The sequence below is a fragment of the Emergencia sp. genome (genome assembly GCF_048465375.1).
In the GTDB taxonomy this organism is placed as follows: domain Bacteria; phylum Bacillota; class Clostridia; order Peptostreptococcales; family Anaerovoracaceae; genus Senimuribacter.
Map to the genome: position 1 here is coordinate 122,905 of NZ_DBFWLQ010000008.1, position 16,612 is coordinate 139,516.

Sequence of the window (16,612 nt, forward strand, 5' to 3'; positions counted from 1 at the left end):
TATTCCGCTTTGAAAACTGTCAATGGCAAAATGAACTTTTTATATGCAATCTCCTCTTTATGTTCGCCATTTAATCCGATTATCCCCAATATCACCTCTATTTAACAAAATTCTTCGACACATAACTGAACAAAATCTTGGACTTTTGTCCATTAACGTATATAATATAAAATGTAATTTTATTTCATTATGAAGGATAAAAGGAGAATTGTTTAACATGGAGAAACTATTCAAACTCAAAGAGCACGGCACTGATGTCAAAACAGAGATCATCGCCGGCGCTACTACATTCCTATCCATGGTTTACATCTTAGCAGTAAACCCTGGTATGCTGGCAGCAGCAGGTATGGACAGTGCTGGCGTTTTCACTGCAACTGCAGTCTCTGCCGCCGTAGCCTCACTATTTATGGCATTCTTTGCAAACTATCCGGTAGCCCTGGCATCCGGCATGGGACTGAACGCATACTTCGCCTTTACTGTATGTGGAGACCTGGCCGCAAAAGGCGTAACGGATCCTTGGAAGATTGCCTTAGCTGCAGTCTTAGTGGAAGGTATCGTATTTGTACTCCTTTCACTCTGCAATTTTAGAGAAAAACTGGTCAATGATGTGCCTGCCAATCTGAAATACGCCATCACTGCAGGTATCGGACTGTTCATCACTCTGATTGGCCTCAAAGGCGCCGGCATCGTCATCGGCGACGCTTCTACGTTAGTAAACCTGGGTTCTTTCAGCTCACCTCAGGTTGTGCTGGCTCTGGTCGGCCTCATCATCGTAGCAGTTTTATATCATTTCAATATCAAAGGGTACATCTTGATCGGTATCCTGGTAACTTGGGGTTTAGGCATGATTGCAGAAGCCACTGGCTGGTACGTGGTAAACCCAGAAGCAGGGGTTTACTCCCTCTTCCCAAGCTTCAGCGGAGCAAGCTTTATTCCGGCAAAACCGGCTCTCTTCCAATTTGACTTTGCCTGGATTGCAGATAACATCATTCAGTTTATCGTCATCGTCTTCTCGTTCCTATATGTGGATCTGTTCGACACGGTCGGTACGCTGATCGGTGTTGCCTCAAAGGGAAATCTTTTAGATGAGAATGGAAATCTGCCTAGAGCAAAAGGGGCTTTGATGGCCGACGCCTGTGGTACGATCGTCGGTGCATGCATCGGTACATCCACTGTCACAAGCTATGTAGAATCCAGTGCCGGTGTCGCTAATGGCGGCAGAACTGGTCTCACTGCAGTGACTGCCGGCGTGTTGTTCATCGTCGCGCTGTTCTTCTCACCGATTTTCCTGGCAATCCCTTCCTTTGCCACCGCTCCTGCGCTGGTATGGGTTGGCCTTCTGATGATCGGAGCTGTAAGGAACATGCATTTTGATGGAGACATCGCTGATGTAGTTGGCGGATTCCTCGCTTTAATCATGATGCCGTTCACTTATTCCATCGCCAACGGAATCATGTTTGGAATTCTGGCATGGGTCATCCTGAAAGTGTTGACTGGAAAGGTGAAGGATATTCCTGCTGTGATGTGGATCGCAGCCATCTTATTCGGTCTGCGTGTCGCCACACTTATCATGCAGCAGACAGCTTAATTAAAACGCAAACGCAAAGAGGCCGCAAGACGGCCTCTTTTTAATACATCTATTCTTTAAAATACTTTTGCTTCCAAACTGCAGCTGTCAGACCGGCCACGAAAAAGCCCGCTACAGATAGGAGAACCTGTACAGAGATCAAGTCTGCCAACGGTCCGAAAAAAACCATTCCCAAAGGCAAAGCGCAGGAAGTCGCAATCTGCATGAAACTGAAGACCCGCCCCTGCATATGAGGCTCTACTTTCTCTTGAATGATGACCGTAATCGGTCCATTATAGCAAGGCGCTGTGATGCCAATCAAAGTGTTACACATCAGGTAACAAAGAAAACCAGGTGCATTCCCTAGGCCAATCATCAACACGCCGTAAACTGCACCTGCAAGCATGGTCGTATTGATTTTTCTTCGAAAACCGCCCCAAGAGGCGATCAGTAAACCTCCTAGTACCATTCCCAGGCTATAGGTCATTTCGCTGGCAGTCAGCCTCCACACTTCCAGTCCAAAGGTTCTGCTCACCATGAGAGGTGTCAGAAACGCAGAGGGGCTGATTAAAAAAAGAATGAGAAGCTGGTAAACGAGCAGCCTTTTGATAAATCGATTTTCCTTCAGATAGGAAAATCCTTTCCTAATTTCTTTGAGGCTGGATCCTTCGCTCTTTTCTGTTTGCTCATACGGCCTGATATAGATTGCAGCAGTAATACTGATGCCAATGATCGCGGTGATTACGTCAATAAACAGCGTCACTTCCAGTGATGCAATGGTCAAAATTGCTCCGCTGACTGCCGGAGACAGGAACATCATCAGAGAAGACAGGGTGCTGTTGATGCCATTGATTTTCAGAAGTTTCTCTTGGGGAACGATCTGAGGGATGATCGCATTGACCGCGGGGGACTGAATCCCGGTGCCAGCAGAGCGAATGGCCAGCACTGTGAACAACGCCCAATTGAACCGATATCCTGCCAAAAATGCGACTGCCAGGAACAGCGTTGACACAGCAATAGCGGCATCTGCAGCCATAATCAGTTTCTTGCGGTCGTATCGGTCTATCCACGCACCGGCAATGAGAGAAATCAATATCTGCGGTAAAAATCCGCATAGTGTAGAAATCGAGAGCATTCTTCCTGATGAAGTCGACAGCGTGATATGCCAAATAATGGCATACTGCACCAATGACGATCCCAGCAAGGAAATCATCTGCGCAGTTAAAAACTTTGCAATCGTCATCTTCCAATTTATATTTTTCATAAGACAAATTCCTTTCCAAACAAAAAACTGTAAGCAAAACATTGCCTACAGCCACATAGATTTTATCAACGGGAAAATGAGTATCAAAAATGAACGTATTCTGTCATACGTCTTCATCTCATTTCCCGATGAAATACAAAGCGTCCATAACATTCTGTCCACAGCGCCGAAAAGAGGCAGTCGAATTCAGCAAATCAAAATTTGCAAATTCGTTACATGAGATCTGCCACGGTTTGCTTATCCAAACCGGGCTAGGACTTCAATTTGCAAGACAGAATTTATGCTTGATGCTGCTTGCCCCAATTCATGTAGTGAATTGCAGGAAAGACCTTATGCAGCAATTGCCCGGACTTGTCAGGTTGCAATTGACTGCTGACATTCGCCAGCCCATGGCTGGTTTAAAACGCATCCTATGCTTTCTGTTATAGCTCTATACAATGTTTCATCGGTACCATTTGCATAGAGCAGATTCGTCTCTTCAGTTCATCTATTACGATTCTATTCATTTTTATTCCACCTTTATCAGATTTTAATGATAGCACATCAATCTGCCCAAGTCAATGGGCGCTGATTTGCTCCATCTGCCTGCTCGACCAGTTTTCTTGCATACTCTGTCACTGCCTCTGTGACAGTCTCGGTCGCTGCCTCTGTTACAGTCTCTGTCACTGCCTCCGTTACGCATATTCGCCCAAAACCCCTGTTTCTGTTATGCATACTCGCCGCAGGAACGCTTCTCTGCGTAACAGACCCCCTCTGTCGCTGCCTCCGTTACGCATATTCGCCCAAAACCCCTGTTTCTGTTATGCATACTCGCCGCAGGAACGCTTCCCTGCGTAACGAACGCCTGCCGCGCGCCCTTCAAAACATATTTTTTCCTAAAAAAGTATCTGACACAGCAAAATTGTCCATACTATTTGTTATAAACCTTAATTAGCAAAGGAATGATCGGAGGAAAATCTATGAATCGATTAGAACGGGAAAAATCACCTTACCTTCTGCAACACGCGGACAATCCCGTGGACTGGTATCCATGGTGCGAGGAAGCATTCAGCGAGGCCGCCAAAAGAGACGTTCCGATCTTTTTAAGTATCGGTTATTCTGTCTGTCATTGGTGCCACGTTATGGCGCACGAATCTTTTGAAGATGCAGAAGCCGCCGCACTGATTAACAAAAACTACGTCGCTGTCAAAGTCGACAGGGAGGAACGCCCAGACATAGATGCCGTTTATATGGCGTTTTGTCAAGCTGTAACAGGTTCCGGCGGCTGGCCTTTGACCATCATCATGACCCCGGATAAAAAACCTTTTTTTGCGGCTACCTATCTGCCAAAGAGAAGCCAATACGGCCATTTAGGCCTAATAGAGTTGCTCACGGCAGTATCTTCAAAGTGGAAGCAGGACAGAACACAGCTGCTGCGTCAAAGCGATGAGATCATAAATTTTCTCAACGAACGGACGCAGCAAGGCGGCTGCGATAACATAAATCCAAAGCAATTAATAACAGAAGCGATGAAATCATTTAGGCAGAGTTTTGACCCCGAGTACGGAGGGTTCGGGCAAAGCCCCAAATTCCCATCCCCCCATAACCTCTTATTCCTCATGGCACAAAAACAGGAGGCCCCTCTTGCCATGGCAGAAAAGACACTTGTCCAGATGTATCGGGGCGGCATCTTCGATCACATCGGCGGCGGATTCTGCCGTTATTCCACTGATGACAAGTGGCTGGTTCCTCACTTTGAGAAGATGCTCTATGACAACGCTCTGTTAATTCTCTCCTATAGCCAGGCTTACAAAGAAACCGGCAAAACAATATACAGAGACATTGCAGAAAAGACGGTGCGCTATGTACTGCGGGAATTAACAGACAGTGAGGGTGCGTTTTACTGTAGTCAGGATGCGGACAGTGACGGCGTAGAAGGGAAGTTCTATCTGTTCAGACCACAGGAAGTACGGGAAGTCTTGGGTCAAAAAGCCGGTGCAGAATTCTGTCGGCGTTATGATATTACCGAAGAAGGCAATTTTGAGGGCAAAGGGATTCCCAATCTCATCAAAAATCCAGTGTATGGGGAAATGCCTGAGGAGTATATGCTGTTGAAGCTATACCGCTATCGGATGCAGCGAACCCCACTTCACAGAGATGATAAAATTCTTACCAGTTGGAATGGGCTGATGATTGCGAGCCTGGCAAAAGCAGCCCGTCTGCTGGATCGCAGAGATTATCTGTCTGCGGCACTGAATGCAGTCGATTTCCTATGGGAACAGCTCCGCACTGGCGAAAACCGCCTTCTTGCCCGATTCAGAGAGGGCGAAGCCGCTTTCCCTGGAACCCTGGAAGACTACGCTTATCTGGCCTGGGGACTGATTGAATGCTACAGAAGCACCTTTGATCCCTCTTATCTCCAGAAGGCCGTCAAGGTGTCCAATCAAATCATGGACTTGTTTTTTGATAGAGAAAAAGGCGGTTGTTATCTCTATGCCAATGATAGTGAACAGCTCTTCATGCGTCCGAAAGAGACTTACGACGGCGCCCTTCCATCTGGTAATTCTGTAGCCGCTCTGGTCATGAACGCACTGGCCTTCCTTACTGGAGAGCAAGCTTGGAAGCAGGCTTTCGAAAAACAGGCGAACTTTCTGATGGGTGAGGCGGAACAATATCCTGCCGGTCACAGTTTCTTTCTCTGGCAGATGACCGAAGAACTGGCCGATAAAGGGCAATTAATCTGCGTCTGCAGCGGTTCTTCCGCCTTCGACCTACAGGATCTCTGGCAGTTCGAGATGGATATTTTGGTCAAGACAGAAGAAGACGCGACTTCCATAGAGGAAATCGCGCCATTCCTAAAAAACTATCCCATCCCCTTCAGTGGAGCCGAATATTATCTCTGTCAGGGACAGACTTGTCACGAGCCAGTCAAATCTCTTGAAGAATTAAAAAAGCTATTGGCTTCTCTCCCTGACAATATATAGCGGGCGCTTTTTGTTCTCCAGATAGTCTTTGGACAGATAAGCACCTAAAATATAGAGGAACAACATCTGCAGGCTGCCCAACATGAGCACCACCGTGATGATGATATCAAAGCTGCTGACCGCACCCGGCAGCCAGATACTCTGAATCAGATTGACACCGATAAACAGCAGCCCGGCCAGAAATAACAGGCACCCTATGAGACCCGCCAGTTTCAAGGGTGCTGTTGAAAAGGCCAAGATTCCCTCAAAAGCGTAAGCGAACAGGCTCTTAAAACTCCACTTCGTCTCACCGCAGGCACGCTCTACACTTTCATATGGAATCCACTTGGTATCAAAGCCGACGAAAGAAAAGAGCCCTTTCATGTACCGGTTATATTCTTTCATATTGAGAATGGCGTCCACCATAGGTCTTGCCATCATGCGAAAATCCCCGTGACCGTCTGACATTTCCATGTGGGTCAGCCCTTTGCTGATTTTATAAAACGCCCTGGAAAAGATGCCGCGCAAGGCGCTGTCCCCTTCACGCCCCTGCCGCAGTCCCCCGCAGCAGTCATATCCCTCTTCACTGACCACTTTGTACATTTCCGGAAGTAAGGTCGGCGGATGCTGCAGGTCTGCATCCATAATCACGCAATAATCCCCTTCTGCCTCGGCTAATCCCGCATACATGCCCGCTTCTTTTCCAAAGTTTCTGGAAAACCCCACATACCGGCAATGGGCATCCCCATCGTGAAGCTTTTTCATAATCTCCAGAGTCTTATCACTGCTTCCGTCGTTAACAAAGACAAACTCATAATCTACCTCTTTCATAGTCAGCAGTACCTTTGTCGTTTCCATGTAAAACATCGGCAGTGACTCCTCTTCATTATAGCAGGGTACGATGATGCTGATCTTATCTTTTCTTTCATTCATGAGAGACGCCTCCTTCTTTAAAAATGCTGTACTTACAAGCAAAGTAGTTGAGTATGACCGTAATAACGCTGACCATGACTTTTGACGGCAGCTCTGCCGCGCCCACATATCCTACGAATAGGTAGAGGAGCAGATTTTCTACTACCAGCGTCGCCAGCCTCAGACCAAAGAACTGCATAAACTCCTGCCTTTTATCACCTTCAGAGTGAAAGACCATGTGCCTGTTGGCATAATAAGCAAAGATTACAGCCCCCAGCCATGCGATGCTGTTGGCCACCAAGTAGTCTATCGATAACGCCGTCAGCAGGATATAGATGATGTAGTTGATTACCGTCGTCATTCCCCCTGTCATGACGTAGCGGAAAATCTGTGAGTTCTGTAATTTTTTCATAAAGCTTTCTTCCTTTCTCTGAATGTGATAAAACATAGGATCAGCAGGGACAGGATACTGATGGCCAGTCCTGCCTTAAATCCCGGTGCAAAGTAATTAATCTCAATTTGATGATTCCCCTTTGACAATGGAAACCCGACAAAGGCAGTGTTTACCTTTTCGTAATTCACTTCTTTTCCGTCCACGAAGACCTGATAACCTTTGCGGTAAGGATAGGAGGTGATAAAATACCCATCTTTGTTCATATCGATGTCCCCCTTGAACACGGTTTTGCCGTCTCTCTCCCCTTCTTGCGCCAGGGACGGCAGGGAGATTCCATCGTGCTGCAGATACTGCACATCCATGGTATAGATCTGTAAGCCGCTGATGTTGTAATTTCCTTTCGATAATTCCAGCTCCAATTCCTCCATGTTCTCTTCCGCTGGCAGCACATAGGTGAAGGTATGATTCTCATTGGGATAAGGCGCACTCTCTGCAGACAGGTTGTTCCTCATGCCGTTGACTTCGATGATTACCTCTCTGCCCGACTTGCTCTCCACCTGAAAGCTGATGATCAGAATCTTTTTCTTCAGAGATTTCGACAGCTTCAGCGTATGACTCTCGGCAGAGTCTAGGGAGAGAAGTCCTCCCGTCTCACTGGCAAACACCTTGTCCACCCCGAGCAGTTCCGGGGTTTCTTCTTTGATATGGGGCATAAATCCTCTTTCAGCATCACTATTGCCCGGTATCACCGCTGATGAGCAGAGAACCTCCAAGTTATAAGGAAATGCCAGGTCCTCATGAACGATCTCCGGGAACAGCTGATCTGTTCCATAGCACATAGGCAGCACATTTTCATTCTCGGCTATGACATAGTTCCCCTTCTGCAGAACTGTCTGGTAGCCGTAGGGCAGGTTGTCCACGTCGGTCAGAAGATATCGAATACCCATAAAATAGTTGAAGTAGCTATTTTTGTTCGGCATCAGCACCACCCGGTTTCGCAGGCTGATCGGGTTGTGCATCTCATTGTAGTAAAAATCGGCATAGAGCTTGTTTTCGATGGAGGAATACATGGCAGTCTTGCTGATGCCGTCCCCCGGCAGGGTGTTGCTGTTGACGTAGTTGTTGCTGAGCACGTCGAAGCGGTATCGCCTGTCGTTGACCACCTCTCGAATCTCCGCAAAAGTAAAATGGCTCTGCCGGTCGTCATCGGCCTGTAGATAGTCCTCCTCTTTGTTGACGCCCACACTGACGATGATGGGAACCAGGAGAATCAGAGCAAAAGCCCCCTGCCTGCTCCTGACAGATTTGAACAGGAACTTCTGCAGCAAGACCCAGACCAGCAAAATACAGGCATCCATGAGCATCAACTCCTGCCAAGGAGAAAATGCCGCTGGCAGAAAGCAGAGCAACGCTGGTATGAGAAACCACTTCTGTTTCCTCTCATAAAGCTCCTGCAGCGTGTCCGCGCAGAGCAGCACAATGAGGGGCACAAAAGGAATCAGGATTTTCGCTCTCGGGTAAAGGAATCCGTTGAGCACCAGGGAGATTGCCGGAATCAGAGCACAGAGCAACAGCATGATAGCCAAAATCCGCTTTTTCTTCTTTGTCAGTGAGAGAAGCAGGCAATACAGCGCCAGCATAGTCATCCCGCATCCATAAGGATAGTACAGGAGTCCCCCCAGCTTCAGGTCCAACACATCCATAGGCTGAGACATGAACCCGCCGGCATCCTTTGAGGTAGACAGGATGTTGAGCCCCGTGGGCAGCAGAAGCACCGCCGCCATTCCGATGGAGAGGAACACTGCGAGAATTGCTTTGCCAAAGGTGCGCAGCTCCGGTCTCCAGTCGCTTTTGTATAGATAGTAGATGAGACAGACTACTAAGCAGACAAACGCGTAGAAAAAGCTGTGCATGTAGATCAGAAAGAGGGAGACGGTCATGAGCAAAATCTTCCCTTTTTCTAAAAGCTTATCAATCCCCATCAGTGCCAATATTAGAAAAGGCATGTAATTCACAAAGATAATCTGATGGTGTGTATGAAAGAAGCAAGTGGCAGCCGCCATCAGCACGCTTCCCCCAAAGGCAGACCATTTGTTGAGGTTTTGCCGCCGAAGCCAGAAGAAACACAGATTGATGCTGGCTAAGACGCCCAAGATCGCATAACCGGCTATGATGTATTTCATTTCCAGGTCTGGCACCAGGCAAGAAAAAAGCACATCGGGTCTGAGCAGTCCGTAATACGCCAGGTCGTAGATGTTGCAGCCTCCTCCGCCAGTAGAAAACTGCGGAAACAAGGAACCCGTACTGAGCATGGTCTGCCTGAGATTTTCAGCGGCTCCCACGTGCTGGCTGTACCAATCCCCCTCAGAACCAAAGAATACCCCTTTTTCCATTGGAAGCAGAAGGATTGCCAAAGTCAGCGCAGTCAACATGATGTGAAGTTTTACGATATGCTTGCGTTCCATCCCAAATCCTTTCTTTTGTAATACCTTCTTCTAACATAATTAATAATACATCTAAATTCTTAATATTCAAAGGTATAATTCTTAAACTTTTCTTAAATATTCTTAAGGTTTTCCTCTATACCGCTAACTATAGCACCTTAATATCTCAAGGCGGTCTCAAAAAAATAACAATTTTGAGACTTTCCGCCGCTTTTATCTATATATCTCCCAATCAAAGGTTTCGTTACAGGAAAAGTGACGATAATCGCAATTGACAGCAATACTCCTCTCGGAGTATGATTTTATGAGAAAGAGAGAAAGGTTTGGTAATCATGTGCGGCAGATTTTATTCGGATAAAGAAATTGCAGAAAGCATCCTGCGAATGGCAGGAGGAACAGCAAGAGAAGTGAACATACCGAAAACAGGTGACATCTATCCCTCTCAGCAGGCGCTGATTCTCAGCGGCAGGGAGCCGGACTTCTATGCAGAGACGATGCACTGGGGCTTTCCGCGTTTTGATAGAAAGGGGCTATTGATTAACGCCCGTGCTGAGACGGCACCAGAGAAAAAGACTTTCAAAGATGCCGTGCTCCATCACCGCTGTATCATCCCCGCAAGGCACTTCTACGAGTGGGACAGAGACAAGAACAAAGTAGCCTTCCGATATGAGGACAAAAGCCCCCTCTTTATGGCGGGGTTTTACAGGCGGTTCGAAGAGGGCGATCGGTTTATCATCGTCACCACCCAGGCAAACGAATCCATGCAGCCGGTCCATGACCGAATGCCGCTCATTCTTCCTGAGAATCAATTGAGGGACTGGATCTACGATCAAAAAGCCGCGCTGCAGATGCTGGCACAGCCCTCTCCGCTGCTGCGCAGTGTCCGAGAAGAGGAGCAGCAGACAATGTCAATAAATTTACTGACATTGTAAAAGCAAGGAAGCCATTCCATAGTGTTACCGACTTGATGGGGGATCTAAATGATTAGTATCAGATATTCTGCTAAGTTCAAAAAGGATTACAAAACCAATATCAAGCGTGGTTATGACCCTCGACCGTTAGAAGAAGTCTTAGACATTTTATGTAATGAATGCCCTCTTCCATCAAGGTATAAAAATCACAGTCTTACCGGAAATACGTTCTTTTCTATCACTCCAAGTATTCTTTGATGCCCAAAAGTTCCGCTGTATCCGCAAGCTCGCTGACGGCGATTTCCTCCCTCTCAAAAGACAGCGTCGCTTTGAATTGGTCACAGTCAATGCTGATATCAAAGGCCCCGCCTAATGTGCTGGTATAGGTACTGACGATGGCCAGTCCCAGACCATTCCCATCGCTGGTACGGGCTTTGTCGGCACGGGCGAAACGCTCGATGATGTCTTCCTTATCAAAGTCCATCAGATAGCCCGCCGTATTGGTGATTTCCAGGCAGACCCGCTCTTTGTCGTTGATTTGATCTACATAGGTCTTTACGAAGACACGAGTGCCCTTGGCAGAGTATTTCAGGGCGTTCTCGATGAGATTCTGACAGATGCGGTACATATGCAGGTTATCGCTGATAAAGTGGGTGTCTTCTTCCGTCATGATCTTGACAAAGTGCAGTCCCGAAGCGTTAATCCGATCTTCCAGGTCGGCAAGGAGCTGATCGATGAGACGGTTGAGACTGATGAGTTCCATGTTCATCTTAATATTACCGCTGCTGGCCTTTGCCAGAGAAAAAAGGCTCTCTATCATGACTTTCAGCTTCTCCGCCTTATCAGACAAAACCTCCACGTAATCCTGCATGGTATCATCCAAGTCCTCTTTTTTCATCAGTTCGATATATCCTACCATGGAAGTCAGCGGCGTCTTCAGATCATGAGATACATTAGAAATCAAATCTACTTTCAGCTGTTCACTCTTTGCAGCCTTTTCAATGCTCTCGCGTTCAATTTTCAGCGCATCTTCCAGGTTTTTTCGATTAATTTCCGTCATGCGTTCCATCAAAAGGTTCAGCTGCTTCTTCATAAATTCTATGATGCAGATTTCGCTGATGATGCCTTGTATCAATACGGTAGCATATAAAAGATACATATATGCAAAGTTATAAGCATAATATCTGTATTCACTGGAAGAGTACATTAGATATGCAAATAGCAGCGTCCCGATAGTAACGATAGCGATGGTTCTTTGCTGTTTCTTCCATCTGTCCTTCCACTCTTCATAGAAGGCCTCGTCTTTTGGAATCCAGTCACCATACACCTTTTGCAAGATGTATCTGACAATATGCCAGACACCAAAACCGAAGAAGAGATTTGGAACCGCACCCATGAACCAAGTCTGTTTCGTGGACATGCCGCCATAGATATATGCCATGCCAAATAACGCATAGATTATGCCTGCACCGATTACCACACTACCGATTCCTAAAAACAGTCTTTTATTAGATTGTATGAACGAAATGATCGTACTAATTGTACTTTTCCATCTTGTAACCAATGCCCCACACCACCTTTATATATTTCGGATTTTTTGTATCAATTTCTATCTTTTCACGGATATGGCGGATGTGCACCATGACCGTGTTCTCCACCGTAAAGTCGGCGGTCTCCTCCCACACACTCTCGTAAATCTGTTCTGCGGGAAATACTTGTCCCGTATTTGACATCAGCAGCTCTACAATCTTATATTCAGTGGCGGTCAGCTTGACTTCTCTGCCATCCACTACGATGATCCTCTGCTTTTTGTCGAGAACCAAGCCGCCGTTGACAATGGTATCGTCGTCAGCCTTTGGCGCACTTCCGCCCCAGGTATTGTATCGCCGCAGCTGCGCCTTTACCCTGGCAATCAGCTCAGCTGCATTGTAGGGCTTACTGATATAATCGTCTGCTCCCAGAATCAGACCCGATACTTTGTCGCTCTCTTCCGTCTTGGCAGACAAGATGATTGCCGGTATCTTGTACTTCTCACGAATCTTCATCAATGCAGACAAACCGTTGAGACGAGGCATCATGACATCCAGCAGAATCAGATCGATGTGATGTTTCTCCAAGCATTCCAGTGCTTCCATGCCGTCATAGGCGGCGATGATTTCGTAACCCTCATATTTTAAAAGTTCACCCAGTGAATATACGATTTCTTTGTTATCATCAACGACCAAAATTGTTTCCGCATTCATTATATATATCCCTTTCCCGATTGATAGCCTCAGTATAGACGCATTCGTTTAAAAAAACCTCAATAAAAGTCTTAAAAAAATCTTAACATATCTATTTTGTAAATGCAAATGATTGAAATGGATTGAAAAGCAATGGGAGGTCAGACAGACTTTTTTGACGTACTTAATCAAGTACGCTATAATGGCATCTAAAGGGGGGATGATGGAATGGAGCGAACAATGAATATTACAAAAGCACGCAAAGAGTTTTATAACATTGCAAGCCAGGTAAATGAAAGCTACGAGGAAGTAACTGTGCTGAATTCTGCCACTGGAAATAACATCGTCATTATTTCTGAGGACGATTGGAATGCTATAAAAGAAACGCTCTTTTTCAATTCGATTCCAGGAATGGCCGAAAGTATCATTGCGGCGTCAAAGGAACCTCTGGATGAGGCCTCAAAATATCAAGAGGATGAGGCATGGTAAGGTATAAGATCGTCTTCAGTAAGCAAGCTGTAAAAGATAAAAACTTGCTTAAACAAGCCGGGCTTGAAAATAAAGCGAAAGCGATTCTTAACAAGATGGTTGAAAATCCGTACATTACACCGCCGCCATATGAGACATTAAGAGGGAATTTAAGTGGGTTTTACTCAAGGCGCATCAATATCAAACATCGTATTGTATATGAAGTCTTTGAATCAGAGCACATTATCAGGATCCTGAGAATGTGGACATATTATGAATAGATAAATAGACACGAGACCGGAACGCTTTGATCCGGTCTCTAAATATTTGAATTTTATTATGTTCTGATTTCGTAGGTCACATGAAAGGTAGAAAGCTGTTCGATGGTTGGATCAAAATAGTGTTAAACCGCAAAAGGCTAAACTTCCCGTTCTTTACGCGGAAATTTGCATTCTTATAGAACACTTCCGATTTCGTTGCGCCATTTCGGTACATCGTGAAGCTGTCCGCCATCAGCAGAGACCCGCACAAAATCGTGTTTCAAGCCGTTGGAAGAAAGCAGATTATTTACAAGAGACGGGTTTCGCCACTTTGTTGATTGCTGCCTGTGCTTCCGTCGGTACCATCGCAATCACCAGCATTGCAATGCATACAATGAAAACAGGCTTTACAAATTTCCTTTTTAACGTTCTTTATCATAAGGCACCTTCTTATATCGGCAAAATAGAATCTACCTTCTCTGTCTCAAATTCTTTTTTAATGGCGGCCAGATGGCTTGGTTCTGTCAGCAGTTCTACCGCTGTCATGGTAAAGGCTTTGACAAATTCCAAAGCGTTAGCAAGGGCTTCAGGAGAGCAAGCTTTCTTCTCGAACTCGACGGTGTGAGCGCCATAGTGGCTTCCGTCTTCCAGAGGTCCCATGCCGCACATCAGCTGAATTGCCGGGCACTCGTAGCTGACATCACCCAGGTCAGAAGAGCCCGGCATAACCGCTCTTCCTGCACGCAGAATTTGATGCCCCAGCTTTTCATATTGATCGCAGGCAAGGTCTGAAAGAACCATGTTACTGTCTGTATCCTTGAAGTCTTCCTCTGCTTTGCTGACTTTGTATGTACAGCCAGTGCCCTTTGCCGCACCTTCCGCACAGGCAATGACCTTTTCCAGCAGTTCTTCCACATAGGCGACCTTATTACCTCGCACATAGAACAATGCTTCGGTATAGTCGGGAATGATATTTGGTGCGACTCCTCCGTTGAGAATGACCCCGTGCAGGCGGGCATCTGGCTTCGTCTGCTGACGCAGCGCATTGACCATATTGAAAAAGTTGATCATGGCATCTAGCGCATTCACCCCCTCGTGAGGGGAGGCAGCAGCATGTGCTGTCTTGCCGAAGAATTCAAATCTGCGCGCGTATACAGCCATCGTATTGATGGAACTGCCGTTTTGTTCAAAAGGATGGGCCATCATCGCGACATCATATTCCTTAAACGCTCCCTTCTGCGCCATCTCCACCTTCGCCCCTTGGGTTTCTTCCGCCGGCGTGCCGATGACGTGGATTTCTCCGCCGTATTTGTCGACAAATTCCTTGATTGCAATGCCGGAACCGACGGAAATCATGGCGATCAGATTGTGCCCGCAGGCGTGTCCGATTTCTGGCAGCGCATCGTATTCTGCCAGCATGGCAATCTTCGGGCCCGGACCAGCACCTTTATATACCGCCTTATAAGAAGTTTCGATGTCACAGAAGTTCGCTTCGGTTTCAAATCCATATTTCTGAAGTAATTCCATCTGCCACTTGCAGGCCTGAAACTCCTTTCGTCCCATCTCCGGATTGCCGTGAATATCCAGCGCAAGTTTCTGAAGCTCCGGCGTAAGGTCGGTGACGATTTCCCCGATTCTATCAAAATCTCTGTTATCCATTATGCATGTTCCTCCTCTGTTTTCTTTTCTTCTTCTGGCATTTCTACTGTAATAATGCCCTTTTTATACATGATCTTGGTGATTACATATACGATAGGGATGCAGATGACCATGACAAATCCCTGTCCCAGATCGTAATAATCTGGAATAATCAGATACAATATGATACACAGTGCAAAAGGGAAAATGGCAGCAAGCAGTCTTTTCTTTACGATTACGCCGCCGCCCACATCGTTGCTGAGGAAACTCAAGACCAGGCAGCCGAACAGAGCCGGCAGAACATAGCCTGCAGCCGTTGAAACGGCTGGAGACGACAGGAACGGTTCCAACGGTGTCATCAGCAGCATACCCAAAAGCAGCATCACCAGAGTCACCAGCGAAGAAACGGCGACTGCAAGGCCTGTAATGGCATCAGCTGCTTCCGTACCTGATTTGACATTGGCCACTTTCAGCGCATTGAGAGCTGCCGGCAGCTTCAAGTTCAAAATATTTCCTGTAACATTAGCGACATAGTAAGAAGACCCCATGACAGGTATTTCTCCAAAGGCCTCCGCCACACCAGTCGGAATAAAAATCGCACACAGTCCACCGGCTGCCAGAAGCAAATCGCCGATTTTCGGCATGATGCCATAATATAGACAGACGACAAGGGGTACGCCGCAGAACACGAGTATAGACCCTACTGTCACAAATTTTCCCAATCTGTGCATTTTATCGTAGTAAGTATTTCCGCTAGATTTCATCTTTCTCTCCTTTCTCTGCTAAAACAATCCGTCATAAACCACTGACAGCGCCATGGCGCCGATCAAGCTGAACGCCAGCGTAAACTGATTGAGCCAGTCAGCTTTTGCCACTTTTGCCACAGTTGTAATCAATATGGCAATGAGCGCGCTGCTGGCAAAGGTGAGCAGGCTGACGATACCGCCAAAGATCATCGGTACGATCAGTGCGCACAATAAAGCTGTCATGAAAACCGTCTGAGAGACTGCGCCCCACTTCTGATCTTTATCTCCCAGCTTCAAAGTACCCAAGTGCACTTTTTTTGCAAAAAAGATATTAAATAGCAGTGTTACGGTAATTCCGATGCACATCGCCCATGCCATCAGCCCAAAGGCATAAGCATCGGCAGTCGCTACATCCAGGCCCAAAGCCTTCAGCGCCAGATTGGCAGACATCAGCTCATATGTAACAGAACCCAATACCGACAGCCTGAACCAGGCGTAGGGCAGGCCGATAACCACTGCCAGGGTCGCCAGCCCGGCGACGATGGCGATAGACGGTACGATAGAAAAAGTCGCCGATGATTTTACAACTGCATTGACAGTCTCTTTTGCGACGCCTACCTTGATAGCATGTCTGTAACAGACTACCATGTAATACAGTGTAATTAAGACAACGAGAATAATTCCGACAACGACGCAGCCCCATATCAAGCCGCTGTTTGCAATATCTTGAAAACTCATGGATAATTCCTCCTTTTACATTTTATGTGAATTTTCTGTATACCTTATTTTAAACCCTGAACCTGGTCAAGGGTCAATACAAAAAGTATAAAAACTGCCTGCAAAA

At 46.5% G+C, this 16,612-nt stretch carries 16 protein-coding genes; 6 read left to right on the forward strand and 10 right to left on the reverse strand.

Going from position 1 to position 16,612, the window contains the following annotated elements; translation table 11 throughout:
* Positions 1–217 precede the first annotated feature (217 nt).
* Positions 218–1,588, forward strand: a complete 1,371-nt coding sequence (locus ACMQ5W_RS06855; protein WP_419024429.1) for an NCS2 family permease — start codon at positions 218–220, stop codon at positions 1,586–1,588.
* A gap of 49 nt (positions 1,589–1,637) precedes the next feature.
* Here the strand turns inward: ACMQ5W_RS06855 and ACMQ5W_RS06860 are convergent, their stop codons facing one another.
* On the reverse strand, positions 1,638–2,831 hold the full coding sequence (locus tag ACMQ5W_RS06860; RefSeq protein ID WP_419024431.1) for an MFS transporter: 1,194 nt from the start codon (positions 2,829–2,831) through the stop codon (positions 1,638–1,640).
* A gap of 543 nt (positions 2,832–3,374) precedes the next feature.
* A complete protein-coding gene (locus ACMQ5W_RS06865) occupies positions 3,375–3,497 on the reverse strand; it encodes a hypothetical protein (protein WP_419024433.1) in 123 nt (40 codons plus the stop codon).
* Between the two features lie 293 nt (positions 3,498–3,790).
* Here ACMQ5W_RS06865 and ACMQ5W_RS06870 point away from each other — a divergent pair, with 293 nt between their 5' ends.
* Positions 3,791–5,794, forward strand: a complete 2,004-nt coding sequence (locus ACMQ5W_RS06870; protein ID WP_419024435.1) for a thioredoxin domain-containing protein — start codon at positions 3,791–3,793, stop codon at positions 5,792–5,794.
* Here ACMQ5W_RS06870 and ACMQ5W_RS06875 read toward each other — a convergent pair.
* The 3 genes from ACMQ5W_RS06875 to ACMQ5W_RS06885 are packed head-to-tail and all read right to left on the reverse strand — an operon-like array spanning position 5,765 to position 9,544.
* Positions 5,765–6,706, reverse strand: coding sequence for a glycosyltransferase family 2 protein (locus tag ACMQ5W_RS06875; RefSeq protein WP_419024437.1), 942 nt, complete (start codon positions 6,704–6,706; stop codon positions 5,765–5,767). The two genes, ACMQ5W_RS06870 and ACMQ5W_RS06875, sit on opposite strands and share 30 nt — an antisense overlap.
* Positions 6,699–7,097, reverse strand: a complete 399-nt coding sequence (locus ACMQ5W_RS06880; RefSeq protein ID WP_419024439.1) for a GtrA family protein — start codon at positions 7,095–7,097, stop codon at positions 6,699–6,701. Before ACMQ5W_RS06880 ends, ACMQ5W_RS06875 begins: the two co-directional genes overlap by 8 nt.
* Positions 7,094–9,544, reverse strand: a complete 2,451-nt coding sequence (locus ACMQ5W_RS06885) for a YfhO family protein (protein WP_419024441.1) — start codon at positions 9,542–9,544, stop codon at positions 7,094–7,096. Before ACMQ5W_RS06885 ends, ACMQ5W_RS06880 begins: the two co-directional genes overlap by 4 nt.
* Before the next feature lie 311 nt (positions 9,545–9,855).
* On the opposite strand from ACMQ5W_RS06885, the gene ACMQ5W_RS06890 reads away from it, so the two are divergent.
* The gene (locus ACMQ5W_RS06890; RefSeq protein ID WP_419024763.1) at positions 9,856–10,455 is read left to right on the forward strand and encodes an SOS response-associated peptidase; all 600 of its coding nucleotides are present in this window, start codon (positions 9,856–9,858) and stop codon (positions 10,453–10,455) included.
* A 48-nt stretch (positions 10,456–10,503) separates the two neighbouring features.
* Positions 10,504–10,692, forward strand: a complete 189-nt coding sequence (locus ACMQ5W_RS06895; RefSeq protein WP_419024443.1) for a type II toxin-antitoxin system YafQ family toxin — start codon at positions 10,504–10,506, stop codon at positions 10,690–10,692.
* Here ACMQ5W_RS06895 and ACMQ5W_RS06900 read toward each other — a convergent pair.
* A complete protein-coding gene (locus ACMQ5W_RS06900; protein WP_419024445.1) occupies positions 10,673–11,914 on the reverse strand; it encodes a sensor histidine kinase in 1,242 nt (413 codons plus the stop codon). The two genes, ACMQ5W_RS06895 and ACMQ5W_RS06900, sit on opposite strands and share 20 nt — an antisense overlap.
* Before the next feature lie 55 nt (positions 11,915–11,969).
* Positions 11,970–12,677, reverse strand: a complete 708-nt coding sequence (locus tag ACMQ5W_RS06905) for a response regulator transcription factor (RefSeq protein WP_148490592.1) — start codon at positions 12,675–12,677, stop codon at positions 11,970–11,972.
* A gap of 207 nt (positions 12,678–12,884) precedes the next feature.
* Between ACMQ5W_RS06905 and ACMQ5W_RS06910 the strand changes: the two genes are divergently transcribed.
* Together ACMQ5W_RS06910 and ACMQ5W_RS06915 are read left to right on the forward strand one after the other, a co-directional pair.
* Positions 12,885–13,145 carry a type II toxin-antitoxin system Phd/YefM family antitoxin gene (locus ACMQ5W_RS06910; protein WP_419024447.1) on the forward strand — a complete coding sequence of 87 codons (261 nt, stop codon included), beginning with the start codon at positions 12,885–12,887 and terminating at the stop codon, positions 13,143–13,145.
* Positions 13,139–13,405 carry a Txe/YoeB family addiction module toxin gene (locus tag ACMQ5W_RS06915; protein WP_419024449.1) on the forward strand — a complete coding sequence of 89 codons (267 nt, stop codon included), beginning with the start codon at positions 13,139–13,141 and terminating at the stop codon, positions 13,403–13,405. The genes ACMQ5W_RS06910 and ACMQ5W_RS06915 overlap by 7 nt, the downstream gene beginning before the upstream one ends.
* 429 nt (positions 13,406–13,834) lie before the next feature.
* On the opposite strand, the gene ACMQ5W_RS06920 is transcribed toward ACMQ5W_RS06915, so the two are convergent.
* From ACMQ5W_RS06920 to ACMQ5W_RS06930, 3 genes are read right to left on the reverse strand one after another with little or no spacing between them, the layout of a single operon-like run.
* On the reverse strand, positions 13,835–15,043 hold the full coding sequence (locus tag ACMQ5W_RS06920) for a M20 family metallopeptidase (protein WP_148490590.1): 1,209 nt from the start codon (positions 15,041–15,043) through the stop codon (positions 13,835–13,837).
* Positions 15,043–15,786: a hypothetical protein gene (locus ACMQ5W_RS06925; RefSeq protein ID WP_067534200.1), complete on the reverse strand. Its 744-nt coding sequence runs from the start codon at positions 15,784–15,786 to the stop codon at positions 15,043–15,045. The genes ACMQ5W_RS06920 and ACMQ5W_RS06925 overlap by 1 nt, the downstream gene beginning before the upstream one ends.
* 18 nt (positions 15,787–15,804) lie before the next feature.
* Complete coding sequence (locus ACMQ5W_RS06930) at positions 15,805–16,506, reverse strand: DUF5058 family protein (protein WP_148490589.1); 702 nt, start codon at positions 16,504–16,506, stop codon at positions 15,805–15,807.
* Positions 16,507–16,612: the final 106 nt, after the last annotated feature.